The 13358-nt window shown below is 65.0% G+C and carries 14 protein-coding genes; 3 read left to right on the top strand and 11 right to left on the bottom strand.

What is annotated here, in order from left to right:
* Positions 1-8 precede the first annotated feature (8 nt).
* The 9 genes from paaK to paaA form a co-directional block, all read right to left on the bottom strand.
* On the bottom strand, positions 9-1334 hold the full coding sequence (gene paaK, locus MRBLMU1_RS30770; RefSeq protein ID WP_363510067.1) for a phenylacetate--CoA ligase PaaK: 1326 nt from the start codon (positions 1332-1334) through the stop codon (positions 9-11).
* A 20-nt stretch (positions 1335-1354) separates the two neighbouring features.
* Positions 1355-1813 carry a hydroxyphenylacetyl-CoA thioesterase PaaI gene (gene paaI, locus MRBLMU1_RS30765; RefSeq protein WP_363510065.1) on the bottom strand — a complete coding sequence of 153 codons (459 nt, stop codon included), beginning with the start codon at positions 1811-1813 and terminating at the stop codon, positions 1355-1357.
* Positions 1806-3398 (bottom strand): 3-hydroxyacyl-CoA dehydrogenase PaaH, encoded by a 1593-nt coding sequence (gene paaH, locus MRBLMU1_RS30760; RefSeq protein WP_363510063.1) that lies wholly within the window; start codon positions 3396-3398, stop codon positions 1806-1808. Before paaH ends, paaI begins: the two co-directional genes overlap by 8 nt.
* Before the next feature lie 2 nt (positions 3399-3400).
* Entirely contained in the window at positions 3401-4192 is a 792-nt protein-coding gene (gene paaG, locus MRBLMU1_RS30755; protein ID WP_363510061.1) for a 2-(1,2-epoxy-1,2-dihydrophenyl)acetyl-CoA isomerase PaaG, read from the bottom strand.
* Between the two features lie 15 nt (positions 4193-4207).
* On the bottom strand, positions 4208-5287 hold the full coding sequence (gene paaE, locus MRBLMU1_RS30750; RefSeq protein WP_363510059.1) for a 1,2-phenylacetyl-CoA epoxidase subunit PaaE: 1080 nt from the start codon (positions 5285-5287) through the stop codon (positions 4208-4210).
* A gap of 5 nt (positions 5288-5292) precedes the next feature.
* Positions 5293-5847, bottom strand: coding sequence for a 1,2-phenylacetyl-CoA epoxidase subunit PaaD (gene paaD / locus MRBLMU1_RS30745; protein WP_363510057.1), 555 nt, complete (start codon positions 5845-5847; stop codon positions 5293-5295).
* Between the two features lie 10 nt (positions 5848-5857).
* Positions 5858-6610 (bottom strand): 1,2-phenylacetyl-CoA epoxidase subunit PaaC, encoded by a 753-nt coding sequence (paaC, locus tag MRBLMU1_RS30740; protein WP_363510055.1) that lies wholly within the window; start codon positions 6608-6610, stop codon positions 5858-5860.
* A gap of 12 nt (positions 6611-6622) precedes the next feature.
* Positions 6623-6907, bottom strand: a complete 285-nt coding sequence (paaB, locus tag MRBLMU1_RS30735; RefSeq protein ID WP_090317313.1) for a 1,2-phenylacetyl-CoA epoxidase subunit PaaB — start codon at positions 6905-6907, stop codon at positions 6623-6625.
* 79 nt (positions 6908-6986) lie between these two features.
* A complete protein-coding gene (paaA, locus tag MRBLMU1_RS30730; protein WP_363510052.1) occupies positions 6987-7973 on the bottom strand; it encodes a 1,2-phenylacetyl-CoA epoxidase subunit PaaA in 987 nt (328 codons plus the stop codon).
* Between the two features lie 171 nt (positions 7974-8144).
* Between paaA and paaX the strand changes: the two genes are divergently transcribed.
* Positions 8145-9071, top strand: coding sequence for a phenylacetic acid degradation operon negative regulatory protein PaaX (paaX, locus tag MRBLMU1_RS30725; RefSeq protein ID WP_363510050.1), 927 nt, complete (start codon positions 8145-8147; stop codon positions 9069-9071).
* Positions 9072-9074: 3 nt separating this feature from the next.
* On the opposite strand, the gene MRBLMU1_RS30720 is transcribed toward paaX, so the two are convergent.
* Positions 9075-9311, bottom strand: coding sequence for a DUF4160 domain-containing protein (locus MRBLMU1_RS30720; RefSeq protein ID WP_363510048.1), 237 nt, complete (start codon positions 9309-9311; stop codon positions 9075-9077).
* A 193-nt stretch (positions 9312-9504) separates the two neighbouring features.
* On the opposite strand from MRBLMU1_RS30720, the gene MRBLMU1_RS30715 reads away from it, so the two are divergent.
* Positions 9505-10635: a M14 family metallopeptidase gene (locus MRBLMU1_RS30715; RefSeq protein ID WP_363510046.1), complete on the top strand. Its 1131-nt coding sequence runs from the start codon at positions 9505-9507 to the stop codon at positions 10633-10635.
* A 112-nt stretch (positions 10636-10747) separates the two neighbouring features.
* The gene (locus tag MRBLMU1_RS30710; RefSeq protein WP_363510044.1) at positions 10748-11902 is read left to right on the top strand and encodes a hypothetical protein; all 1155 of its coding nucleotides are present in this window, start codon (positions 10748-10750) and stop codon (positions 11900-11902) included.
* Positions 11903-11918: 16 nt separating this feature from the next.
* On the opposite strand, the gene pmbA is transcribed toward MRBLMU1_RS30710, so the two are convergent.
* Complete coding sequence (pmbA, locus tag MRBLMU1_RS30705; protein ID WP_363510042.1) at positions 11919-13271, bottom strand: metalloprotease PmbA; 1353 nt, start codon at positions 13269-13271, stop codon at positions 11919-11921.
* Between the last annotated feature and the right edge of the window lie 87 nt (positions 13272-13358).

The following is a 13358-nucleotide window of genomic DNA, read 5'->3' as shown; positions in this document are numbered from 1 at the left end:
TTTTCCTCTCAGGCGCGGTCGCGCGGCCGCTGGTCGACGACACGGCGCGCTTTGCCGGTCAGCGTGCGTTCGATGCCGTTGGCGGCCATTAGCCGCACCTTGGTGGTGACGCCGACATTGGTTTTGATGCGTTGTTCCAGCTCCCCGGCCAGCGCCTCGGTTTCGCCGGCCGGCAGGTCGCCTGCTTCGGGGCGCAGTTCGGCCAGCACATCGAGCTTGTCCAGATGGCCGTCGCGGGAAACGATCAACTGGTATTGCGGCGCCAGTTTGGGCATCTTGAGTATCAATTCTTCTATCTGCGACGGGAAGACGTTGACGCCCCGGATGATCAGCATGTCGTCCGAGCGGCCGGTGATTTTGCCGATGCGGCGCATGGAACGCGAGGTGGCTGGCAGCAGCCGTGTCAGGTCGCGCGTGCGGTAGCGGATGATCGGCAGCGCTTCCTTGCTCAGCGAGGTGAATACCAGTTCGCCCTCTTCGCCATCCGGCAGCACCTCTCCCGTGTCTGGATCGATAATCTCCGGGTAGAAGTGATCCTCCCAAATCACCGGACCGTCTTTGCTTTCGATGCACTCGCTGGCGACACCCGGCCCCATGACTTCGGACAGGCCGTAGATGTCCACCGCGTCGATGCCGGCGCGCTGTTCGATCTCGGCGCGCATGGCGTCGGTCCACGGCTCGGCGCCGAAGATCCCGACCTTGAGCGAACTGGCGACCGGGTCGAGGCCCTGGCGCTGGTACTCCTCGATGATGTTCAACATGTACGACGGCGTGACCATGATGATCGAAGGTTTGAAGTCCTCGATTAGTTGCACCTGCTTTTCGGTCTGACCGCCGGACATCGGGATGACCGTGCAGCCAAGACGTTCGGCGCCATAATGCGCGCCCAAGCCGCCCGTGAACAAGCCGTAGCCGTAGGAGATGTGCACCATGTCGCCGCGACGCCCGCCCGCGGCGCGGATCGACCGCGCGACAACGTTGGCCCAGGTGTCGATGTCGTTCTGCGTGTAGCCGACCACCGTCGGCTTGCCCGTGGTGCCGCTCGACGCGTGCACCCGCACCACCTGGTCCCGCGGCACGGCGAACATGCCGAACGGGTAGTTGTCGCGCAGTTCCTTCTTGCCGGTGAACGGGAACCTGGCGATATCGCCCAGCGTGCGAAGGTCGTCCGGATGCACGCCTGCGGCGTCGAAGGCGGCGCGGTAGTGCGGCACGTTGTCATAGGCGTGCTTCAGCGACCACCGCATGCGCTGCAGCTGCAAGGCCTGAAGCTCGTCCTTGCTGGCGCGTTCGATCGGTTCCAGATCGGACGGCTCGGGAATGCGTTGGACCATCGGTGTCTCCTCGTTGCTTTTTATATGACTTCGCCGCCGACGCGCAGCGATTTACCCCGGAACAGGGCGACCGTGCGCCCCTCCTGGTTACTGACCGTGACGTCGTAAACGCCGCTCTTGCCATTCAGCGCCAGCTCCACCGCTTCGGCGGTTAGGACGTCGTGCAGCCTGCCCGGTGCCAGGTAATCGATGGTGCAGGCCGCCCCGACCGTATTCAGGTTATAGCTGTTGCAGGCGAAGGCGAACGCACTATCGGCCAGCGTGAAGATAAAGCCGCCGTGGCAGCTCTGGTGCGCGTTGAGCATATCGGTGCGTATGGTCATGGACATGCTGGCGCGGCCGGGACCGACCGCGTTGATCGTCATGCCCAAGCCCTTTGAGGCGGGATCGCGCGAGAACATCGCGTCGGCGACTTTTTCCGCCAACGCTTGGGCATCGGCGGACGACGGGATCGAGGACGAGGAAAGCGGCTTATGCATGAAAAACCGCTCCGCTGGCGTGCTTTCGGCGCAGCAGCGGCGAGACACGATATCGGTCCTCTCCGTAGCTGGCGGCCAGGTTGGTCAGCACCGTGACGATCTGGCCGATGCCTATCGCATCCGCCCACGCCAGCGGCCCGCGCGGATAGTTGACGCCTTTTTGCATGGCGATATCCGCCGCCTCGGCGCTGCAGACGCCCTGGTTGACGGCGTCCGCCGCCTCGTTGGCGAGCATGGCGACGGTACGCATGACGGCCATGCCGGGAACGTCGTCCAGACGCGTGACGGCGAAGCCGGCCGCCTGGAACAGCCCCACCACCGACTGATACGCGGCCGGGGAGCATTGATCGGCGCAGGTGACGGCGATGCGGGTGGCGCTGGCGTAGTCCAGCGCGAGGTCGAACAACACAGTATCCGGATGCTGGTTGTCGCGCGCCCGCTCGGTGGCGCTGCGGCCGTCGGTCAGGTAGACGGCCGCGCCGTTGCAGTGGAACGCCGGCGCGCCGTCCGCACCGGCGGCGTGGCCGCGCGCCTCCGGCGACTGCCGATGGGTGACGGTGATGCCGGCCGCGCGCAGACGCCCGGCCAACGCGTCGGCCACCGAACTGCCCGCCACGCGCGGCGCGCCCGCCTTCGCGCCCTGCTCGACGGTGTAGCTGACGAATTCCGGCACCGGCTGCGCGGCCTCGGTTTGCGGTTGTGGCGAAGCGGTGGCACCTTCGCCGTAGACGTAGAATCCCCGTCCCGATTTTCTACCAAGGTATCCAGCGTTGACCATCTCCTGCTGCAGCACCGACGGCGTGAAGCGCGGATCGTTGAAGTAGGCGTTGAACACCGATTGCGTCACCGAGAAATTGACGTCATGCCCGATCAGGTCCATCAACTCGAATGGCCCCATGCGGAAGCCGCCCGCTTCGCGCATGACGGCGTCGATGGTGGCGGCATCGGCGGCCTGCTCGCCCAGCAGGCGCCAGCCCTCGGCATAAAATGGCCGCGCGACGCGGTTGACGATGAAGCCCGGCGTCGACTTGGCGTGCACGGGGTTCTTGCCCCATGCGGCGGCCGTGTCGCAAACGGTCTGCGCGACGGCCGCGTCGGTGGCCAGGCCGCTGATCACTTCGACCAGCGCCATCAACGGCACCGGATTGAAGAAATGCATGCCGACCAGGCGCTCCGGCTTGCGCAGCTTGGCCGCTATAGCGGTGACCGAGATCGACGAGGTGTTGGTGGCGAGGATGCAGTCGTCGGCGACGATCGCTTCCAGCTCGGCGAACAGGCCGCGTTTGGCGTCGAGGTTCTCGACGATGGCCTCGACAACCAGGCCCGCGCCGGCCACGTCGTCCAGCGTGACGGCGGCCCGCAGGCGGGCGATGGCGGCGGCCGCGGCGACGGCGCTCATGCGCTCCTTTGCCACAAGCTTGTTAAACACCAGTGCGATATCGGAGATGGCCTTGGCCACCGCTTCGGGACGGGTATCGTACAACTTGACGGTGTAGCCGGCGACGGCGGCCACCTGCGCGATGCCGGCGCCCATCGCGCCGCTGCCGATGACGGCGACCAGACGGTCTTTGCTCAGAGCTGCCATGCTTATTTCCCCTGGAATTGCGGTGCGCGTTTTTCCATGAAGGCGGCGACGCCTTCGCGGTAATCCTCGGTGCGACCCAGTTCGCTCATCATGCCGCATTCGAGCGTCAGTTGCTGCTGCAAGGTGTTGTGCGGGCTGGCGTACAGCGCCTGCTTGGTGAAGGCCAGGCCCTTGGTGGGCGCGGTGGCGAAGTGGCGCGCCATCGCCATGGTTTCGGCGGCGAGCTCCTCGTCCGGCACGGCCTTCCAGATCAGGCCCCATGCTTCGGCCTTCTCGGCGCTGAGTTTTTCGCCCAGCATGGTCAGGCCCATGGCACGGGCGCTGCCGATCAGGCGTGGCAGGAAGTAGGTGCCGCCGGTATCCGGGATCAGCCCCAGTTTGCAGAACACTTCGACAAACGATGCCGACTTGGCGGCGAGGACGATGTCGCACGCCAGCGCGAGGTTGGCGCCGGCGCCCGCGGCCACGCCGTTCACGGCGCAGATGACGGGCATCGGCAAGCCGCGCAGCGCCAGCACCAGCGGAGCGTAGTTCTTCTCCACCGAGTCGCCCAGGTCCACCGCCCGCGCGCCGGGTTCGACGGCGCGGTCGGACAAGTCCTGGCCGGCGCAGAAACCGCGTCCGGCGCCGGTGAGGATCAGCACACGCACGCTCTTGTCTGTGCCGACCTTGTGGACGGCGTGGCGCACCTCGTCGTGCATCGCCTGCGTGAAGCTATTGAGCTTATCGGGGCGGTTCAGCGTCAGCTGGGCGATGCCGTCGTTGATCTCAAAAAGGATGTTCTCGTAGTTCATGGCGTCTCCGTTCTTTTATTCAGCCTGGTCGAAGTCGATAACGACCTTGTCGGTGATGGGGAAGCTCTGGCAGCTAAGGACATAACCGCGCGCGATTTCGTAATCCTCCAGCGCGTAGTTGACGTCCATGTCGACTTTACCTTCGATCAGTTTGCAGCGGCAGGTGGAACACACGCCGCCTTTGCAGGAATAACGCATGTCGATGCCGGCGCGCAGGCCGGCATCGAGCAGCGATTCCTTGTCCTGGTCCATGGTGAAGCTGCTGGCGCTACCGTCCATGATGACGGTGACCTCGGTCTCGTGGCGCACCGCTGCCGGATCGAGCGCGCGCGGCTTGTGCTGGTGTTTCGGGATGCTGGCGGCGAACAGTTCGATCTTGATGTTCGACTTCGGCATGCCGGCTTCCTGCAGCGCTTCGGACACGCCCAGCATCATGTCCTCCGGGCCGCAGATGAAGGCGACGTCGATATCCTCCACGCGCACCCAGTGCCGCAGGAACTGCGCGCATTTGTCCTTGGTGATGCGGCCGTTGAACAATTCGATGTCCTGCTGCTCGCGGCTCATGACGTAGGCCAGCTTGAGGCGGTCCATGTAGGTGTCTTTCAGGTCCGACAGTTCTTCCTTGAAGATCACCGACGACGAGGCGCGGTTGCCGTAGAAGAGCGTGAAGCGGCTGTGCGGTTCGGCCGCCAGCGTGGTCTTGATGATCGACAGGATGGGCGTGATGCCGCTACCGGCGGCAAAGGCCAGGTAGTGCTTGTGGTTGGCGGCGTCCAGCGGCACGTTGAAGTGCCCCATCGGCGGCATGACGTCGAGCGTCAAGCCGGGCTTGATCGTGTCGTTGGCCCAGCTGGAGAACAGGCCGCCCTGCGTACGCTTGATGGCCACGCGCAGCGCGCCCTCCTGCACCGCCGAGCAAATGGAGTACGAGCGGCGCACGTCCTCGTCGCCGATCAAAGCGCGCAGGGTCAGGTGCTGGCCCTGCTGAAAGCGGAAGCTGTCCCGCAGCTCGGGCGGTACGGCAAAGGTGACGGCGATGGTGTCGCGCGTTTCGTTGCGCACTTGCGAGACGGTCAGCGGGTGGAATTTGCTCATGGTCGTTAGTGGCACTTGAAGTAGTCGAAAGGCTCGCGGCAGTCCAGGCATTTATACAACGCCTTGCAGGGCGTGGAGCCGAACTGGCTGGTGATCTCGGTATGGCGGGAGCCGCAGTTGGGGCAGACGATGGAAAGGCGAGGCTGGGTGCGGCGCGAAATGGCCGCCAACGCGCCGCGTGAACCACCCTTCAGGCCGCTGATGTCGATCACCTGTTCGGCGGGCGGCGCGATGCCGTAGCCCGACAGCTTGGCCTTGCCCTCTTCGCTCATCCAGTCGGTGGTCCACGCCGGCGACAGCTGGTTTTTCAGGCGCACGTCGGCGACGCCGTGAGCGTGCAGCGCTTCGGTGATCGCCTCGGCGATCACCTGCATCGCCGGGCAGCCGGAATAGGTCGGCGTGATGGTCACGATGCAGGCGCCGTCGTCCAGCCGCACGTCGCGCACGATGCCCAGGTCGACGATCGAGATGACCGGGATTTCGGGATCGGACACCTCGCCCAGCCAGGACCAGACCTGCGCTGCGGTCAAAACAGGCGTATCTAAAACGGCGGCCGTCATCGCGATCCTCCTACCACTCGGCGCCGGGATAGGCGCGCTGCAGGAACTGCATCTCGGCCAGGATGTAGCCCAGATGCTCGGTGTGGCGCCCCTGCTTGCCGCCCTTCTGCATCCAGGCGTCCGCCGGCGGCATGGTCAGCGTGGCCTCGGCGAAGATCTCGGCCACGTGCGCCAGCCAGTGCGCGCGCAGTTCGTCGGCCGGCGGCGCGATGCCCTCGTCCACCATGGCGTCGTCGATGGCGTCGTAGGCGAATACTTCGCCGCTGTACATCCACAGCTCCTCGGCGGCCGCCTGCGTGCGCGCGTGCGCCAGTTCGGTGCTATCGCCCAGCCGCACGATCAAGTCGCCGCTGCGGCGCAGGTGGTACGTGACTTCCTTGAGCGACTTCTCGGCGATGGCGGCGATGCGCGGGTCGGTGCTGCGCGTCAGGCCTTCGATCAGGAAGTAGTGCCAGGTGTCGAAGTAGAACTGCCGCATCATGGTGTCCGCGTAGTTACCGTTCGGTTGTTCGAGCAGCAGGCAGTTCTTGAAGTCGTGGGCGTCCCGGTGGTAGGCCAGCTTGTCCTCGTCGCGGCCGGCGCCTTCCAGTTCGGCGGCGTATTCGTACCACAGGCGGGTCTGGCCGAGCAGGTCGAGCGCGACGTTGGTCAGCGCCATGTCCTCTTCCAGCGCCGGGCCTTTGCCGCACAGCTGCGAAAGCTGCTGGCTGAGGATCAGCGCGTTGTCGCCCAGGCGCAGAAGGTAGTTGACTTTGTTATCCACGATGCACTCCGCTTACAGGTTCTTGACTTCGGCCGGCATCGGGAAAAAGGTCGGATGGCGATAGACCTTGCTGTTGGCCGGCTCGAACAGCGCGCCCTTGTCGCCAGGGCTGCTGGCGACGATGTCCGCCGCGCGCACCACCCAGATGCTGACGCCTTCATTGCGGCGCGTGTAGACGTCGCGCGCGTTGTTGACGGCCATCTCGGCGTCCGGCGCGTGCAGGCTGCCGACGTGCTTGTGCGCCAGGCCGTGCTGGCTGCGGATGAACACTTCCCACAGGGGCCATTCTTTGCTCATGTTGTGCTCCTCAATTTTATGCTCGTGGCGGCGCTTTTTGGCCGATTACGCTTCGCTAATCCGCCCTGCGTGGATCCGCTCAAGCGGCGGCTTTCGTGGCCTGCTTTTCCGCGTGGGCGACCAGCGCCTCGCGGAACCATGCGCCGTCCTCCCAGGCCTTGACGCGGGTGCGCAGGCGTTCGCGGTTGCACGGGCCATTGCCCTTCAAGACGTTGTGGAATTCGCTCCAGTCGATGGCGCCGAATTCGTAGTGGCCGGTGTCGGGGTTGAATTTCAGGTCCGGGTCTGGCACCGTCAGGCCGAGGAATTCGGCCTGCGGGACGGTCTGGTCGACCATGCGCTGGCGCAGTTCGTCGTTGGAGAACAGCTTGATGCGCCACTGCGCCGATTGCGCGCTGTTGACCGATTCGGCGTCCGAGGGGCCGAACATCATCAGCGACGGCCACCACCAGCGATTGAGCGCATCCTGGGCCATCGCCTTTTGCTCGGGCGTGCCGCGCGCCAGCGACATCATGATGTCGTAGCCCTGGCGCGCGTGGAACGACTCCTCCTTGCAGACGCGGATCATGGCGCGCGCATACGGACCATACGAGCAACGGCACAGCGGGATCTGGTTGATGATCGCCGAGCCGTCGACCAGCCAGCCGATGGCGCCCATGTCGGCCCACGAGAGGGTCGGGTAGTTGAAGATGCTGGAATATTTGGCTTTGCCGCTGTGCAGGGCGGCCAGCAGTTCGTCGCGCGAGACGCCCAGCGTTTCGGCGGCGCTGTACAGATACAGGCCGTGGCCCGCCTCGTCCTGGATCTTGGCCAGCAGGATGGATTTACGCTTCAACGTCGGCGCGCGCGTGACCCAGTTCCCCTCCGGCAGCTGGCCGACGATCTCCGAGTGCGCGTGCTGGGAGATCTGGCGGATCAGCGTTTTGCGGTAGGCGTCCGGCATCCAGTCCTTGGCCTCGATCTTGACGCCGTCGTCGATGCGGGCCTGGAAGGCGCGCTCGTCGGCGGCCATGTCGTCGGCCGTGCGGACTGTGCTCAGGCCGGTTTCCACCATTTGTGCGTACATAGCTGTCTCCTCATGTCACATCATATTACGATACACAATCTGATTTTGCTACGATTTTTTTGAATCATATTAGAATAGAGTATCCCAAGAGAAACGGGCGACAAATAAATGCTGCGCCGCACTCGAGGCAAAGTAAACTATTGTTTCCGTGTACAGAATCGACGTTTGCCTATGAATTATTCCGATTGGATAGCGGATTGCCTGGCCGGCGATCCGCCGCGCTCGAAGTCGCTGGTGGTGACCATCTTCGGCGACGCCATCGTGCCGCACGGCGGGATGGTGTGGCTGGGCAGTCTGATCGAGCTGCTGGCGCCGTTCGGCGTCAACGACCGGCTGTTGCGCACGTCCGTGTTCCGGCTGGCGCAGGAGGGTTGGCTGGGCGCCCAGCGTGACGGCCGGCGCAGCTCGTACGCGATCACGCCCGACGCGATGGCGCGCTTCGTCCACGCCTACCGCCGCATCTATGCGCCGCTCAACGTGCACTGGGATGGCAGCTGGACGCTGGTACTGAACGGCGACGGCGCGCTCAACGCGGCAGAACGCAGCGCCGTGCGCAAGGAGTTGCTGTGGGAAGGCTACAGCGTGATCGCGCCGGGCATCATGGGACATCCGGCGGCCGACGGTGGCGCGCTCAACGAGTTGCTCAAGCGGCTGGGCGTGGTGGGCAAGTTGTTCGTGGTGCAGGCCAAGTCGATGGAGCGCGTCGCGGGGCGGCCGTTGAGCGATCTGGTGGCCAGCGGCTGGGATGTCAGCGATGTGGCCTTGGGATACGAGGGTTTTATCGCGCGCTTCGATCCCCTGCTGGCGGCGCTACGCGGGCAAGGCGGCGACCTGAAGCTAACGCCGGAACAGGCCTTCGTGATCCGCACCTTGCTAATCCATGCCTACCGGCGCGTGCAGTTGCATGATCCGCAATTGCCGGTGGAGTTGTTGCCGACGCCGTGGCCGGGGGCGCTGGCCTACGAGCTGGCGCGCGGTATCTATCAAGCGGTGTACGCGGACGCCGAGCGGCATGTCGAGGCGGTGTTGCGGCGCGAGGATGACGCCGCGCCCGCCGCCGAGCCGGCGTTCTTCGAGCGCTTCGGCGGGCTGACGTAAGGGCTAGCGCAGCCACGTGCGCCAGATCTGCCGCATTTGCACAACATGGCCGGCGATGAATTGTTCGGCCTCGCGCAGTTGCCCGTTCGACATCCCGGTGTGCCACGCCAGCGCGACATCGGGCTCGAGCCAGAACTTGGCCGTGCCGTCCGGGTGCGACACGTGGATGTGCATGCGCTTGTCGCCCCGGGCGAAAAAATAGTAGCGGAAGTCGTCGGCCTGGAATAGCGGCGGGTTCATGGCGGGCTCCTGCGCGGCGTTGAGGTCACTTCAACTTAGCAAACCGGCCGGCGTCCGGCTTGCGCTGGCGCAGGCACACTTTGACCAGCGGCCGATCGGCGGGCGCCCGGCGCCGCCGCGAGCCTGTATGATGTCGGCACTGCGCCAAAAGTGCAAAAATACTCTTTACACTGAATCCACCAGGACTTACGCAATGTCTATCAAAATCAGCCAGCAATTCGACGCCGGCGCCATCGAAGTCGTGCGCGCCGACGATCCGGCGGCCATCGACCTGAACATCCGCAAGGATTCCCACGCCGACATCACCCAATGGTTTTACTTCCGCGTCCAGGGCGCCCAGGCCACGCCGTTGAACCTGCGTTTCCTCAACGCCGGTTCGGCCGCCTACCCGGACGGCTGGAAGGACTACCAGGCCGTCGCCAGCTACGACCGCGACAGCTGGTTCCGCGTGCCGACCACCTATGACGGCCAGGTCATGACGATCAGCCACACGCCGGAATACGACAGCGTCTACTACGCCTATTTCGAGCCGTACTCGTGGGAACGCCATCTGGCGCTGCTGGACAACGCGCAACTGTCGCCGCTGGTCAAGCAGGTCGACCTGGGCAGCACCATCGACGGCCACGACCTGAACATGCTGGTCATCGGCGATCCCGACGCGGAACAAAAGGTATGGGTCATCGCGCGCCAGCATCCGGGCGAGACGATGGCCGAGTGGTTCGTCGAAGGCATGGTCGAGGCGTTGCTGGACCCGGCCAATCCATTCGGCCGCCAGTGCCTGAAGGAAGCGGTGTTCTACGTGGTGCCGAACATGAATCCGGACGGCTCGGTGCGCGGCAACCTGCGCACCAACGCGGCCGGCGCCAACCTCAACCGCGAATGGCTCAATCCTACGATGGAGCGCAGCCCGGAAGTGTTCCTGGTCAAAAACAAGATGCTGGAGATCGGCTGCGACCTGTGCCTCGACATCCACGGCGACGAAGGCTTGCCGTACGTGTTCGTGGCCGGCAGCGAGTCCTTGCCTGAGTTCACGCCGGAGCAGGCCGAGGCGCAACAGTATTTCATCGACAACTTCCTGATCGCCAGCCCGGACTTCCAGGACGAGTACGGCTACGGCGAGACGCCGTACACGCCGGAAACGCTGACGATGGGCTCGCCGCATATCACCCACGCGTTCGGCTGCCTGTCGCTGACCCTGGAGATGCCGTTCAAGGACAACGCCAACGATCCGGACCCGGACACGGGCTGGAACGGCGCCCGCAGCGCCGAATTGGGCCGCGCGGTGTTGCAGCCGGTGTTGCAGTCGCTGCTGGCGCAGCAGTAACGCTGTAAGCCCGGGCTTCGGGCGATACCCTGCGGCGCGACAATGTGCGTGTCGCAGGGAAAAATACACTGAGCCTCATACGGCGCATCCGCGCCGCCTCGGGAGGTTCAGCATGATCACCTTGATATCGTCGACGCGCCGCGCGCTCGCGTGCGCCATATTGCCCGCACTGGCATTGTTGCTGGGCGCCTGCAGCTCCCCCTACCGCCCGCCCCGGTTTGTCGAACCCGACCCGAAATTTCCCGGCCTGATCGATCTCGCCGCGCGCGCCGACGGCCGTGTCGCCGACGTGTTGCTGGTGCACGGCATGTGCACGCACGACGCCGGCTGGGCAACGCAAGTGGTCTCGCAACTGACAGAGGCGCTCGCCGACGCCACGACGCCGCCCGATGCCCGGCCGCGCGGCGGTCCCGCCGCCGATCCGCAGATCCGTATCGTGCCGTCGACAGTCGAGACCCCGGCCGGGCGCTTGCGCTTCGATGCGCTGATCTGGTCCCCGCTGACGGTGCCGCTCAAGCGCCAGCTGTGCTACGACCAGACCGACAAGTCGCCCATCTGCGCCGGCGAGCCGCCGTATCCCTTCATCCGCGCTCGCATCAACGCCCGCGTCAAGGACGTGCTGATCGACGATTGCCTGCCCGATCCGCTGATCTATCAGGGCGTGGCGCGCGACGACATCCAGCGCCGTATGCGGGACGCGATCTTGCAGGTGCTCTCCGCCAGCGACGCGCCGGCCGGGTTGCCGCTGATGGTGGTGTCGGAGAGCCTGGGCAGCAAGATCCTGTTCGATACGCTGCTGCGCATGACGCGCGAGGAAGCCGGCTCGCGCGCGTCGCAACTGGCGCTGCGCGCCGTCGATCGTCTGCGCTTTCTGGTGATGGCGGCCAATCCGATCCCGCTGCTGTCGCTGGCCGATCAACAGATTGCGGGCGGCGGCGTGGACACGGTGCGGCAGGCGGTGCCACCGGACAGTTTGCAAGTGCTCCTGCAAGAGCGTATGGCAAGGCGGCCCCGCTCCTTGTTGAACCGGAGCCTGACCCTGGTGGCATTGACCGATCCCAACGATTTGCTGTCGTACACGCTGCCGGCGGAGCGCTACGCGAGCGAGGAGGTCACTGTGTACAACATCCTAGTGTCCAACGCGCCGACCTGGCTGGGTTTACTTGAGCGCCCCGACCGCGCCCACCTGGATTATCTGGCCAATCCCGACGTGGGCCGGCTGATCGCCTGCGGCCTGCCGTCAAGCCGGCTTTGCAAGCGGCAGTAGTAGCGACGGCTGATCGTCAGCCGCCCGCCACCACCATGTTCTCGATCAGGATGGAGCCGGTCTCCTTGGTGCCGCGCTCCAGGACATCGGCGCCGACCGCCACGATCTGCGCCAGCATGTCTTTCATATTACCGGCGATGGTGATTTCCTCGACCGGATACTGGATGATGCCGTTTTCGACCCAGAAGCCCGACGCCCCGCGCGAATAATCGCCGGTCACGTAGTTGGTCCCCTGGCCCATCAACTCGGTCACCAGCAGGCCGGTACCCATCTTCTTCAGCATCGCCACGAAGTCGTCGCTCTTTTTCGTCAAGGTCGACGTCAGCGACAGGTGATGCGAACCGCCGGCGTTACCGGTGGTCTTCATACCCAGCTTGCGGCCCGTGTACGTCGACAGGAAGTAGCCCTGCACCACGCCGTCCTTGACCACGTCGCGCTTGACGGTGCGCACGCCCTCGTCGTCGAACGGCGCCGAACCGACGCCGCCGACGATGTGCGGGTCTTCCTTGATCTGCACATGCGTGGGCAGCACCTGCTTGCCCAGCGAGTCGATCAAAAAGCTCGACTTGCGGTACAGCGCCCCGCCGGACGTCGCCTGCACGAAGGCGCCCAGCAGGCCGGCGGCGAGCGGCGCCTCGAACAGCACCGGGCAGGTGCGCGTATCGATGGTGCGCGCGTTCAGGCGCGCCAGCGCGCGCTCTGCGGCGTACCGGCCGATGGCCTCGGGCGACGACATTTTTTTAGCGTCGCGTACCGACGAATACCAGTCGTCGCGCTGCATCTTCGAACCCTTGCCGGCGATCGGCGCCACCGACAGCGTGTGGCGCGAGAACGGATAGCCGCCGATGAAGCCTCGCGAGTTGGCCGACACGAAGTGCGACTGCTGCACATGCACGTTGGCGCCCTCCGAGTTGGTCACGCGCGGATCGACGTCGAACGCCGCCGCCTCGGCGCGCTGGGCCAGCGCCACCGCGTCCTCGGTGCTCAAGTCCCACGGATAGAACAGCTTCAAGTCGCGCGGCGACAGTTCCAGCATATCCTCGTCGGCCAGGCCGGCGCAATCGTCGTCGGCGGTGAAGCGGGCGATGTTGTAGGCCGCTTCCACCGTCGCCTTCAGGGCCGCCGGCGAAAAATCGGACGTGCTGGCGTTGCCCCGGCGCTGGCCGATGAACACCGTCACGCCCATACCCTTGTCCTTGTTTTGCTCGATCGTCTCGATCTTGCTCTTGCGGACGGACACCGACAAACCACTGCCTTCGCTGATCTCGACGGCGCAATCGGTGCCGCCCTGCGCCTTGGCGAACGCCAGCACATCGCGCGCGAGCTGCTTCAACTGGTCCTGGGTGTGGGTGAAATGGGTATCGCTCATGGGCTGTTTTCTTCGGTTGGCCGCTAAAACAGTTATCATAGCAGTCGTTTACAGTTTACAGGGGCAGGTACACGCCCCACCGAAAGT

The organism is Burkholderia sp. LMU1-1-1.1, from assembly GCF_040675865.1.
GTDB lineage: Bacteria > Pseudomonadota > Gammaproteobacteria > Burkholderiales > Burkholderiaceae_D > Rugamonas.
Note: the sequence above shows the minus strand (reverse complement) of the source record. Positions and strands in the feature narration are given on the sequence as shown.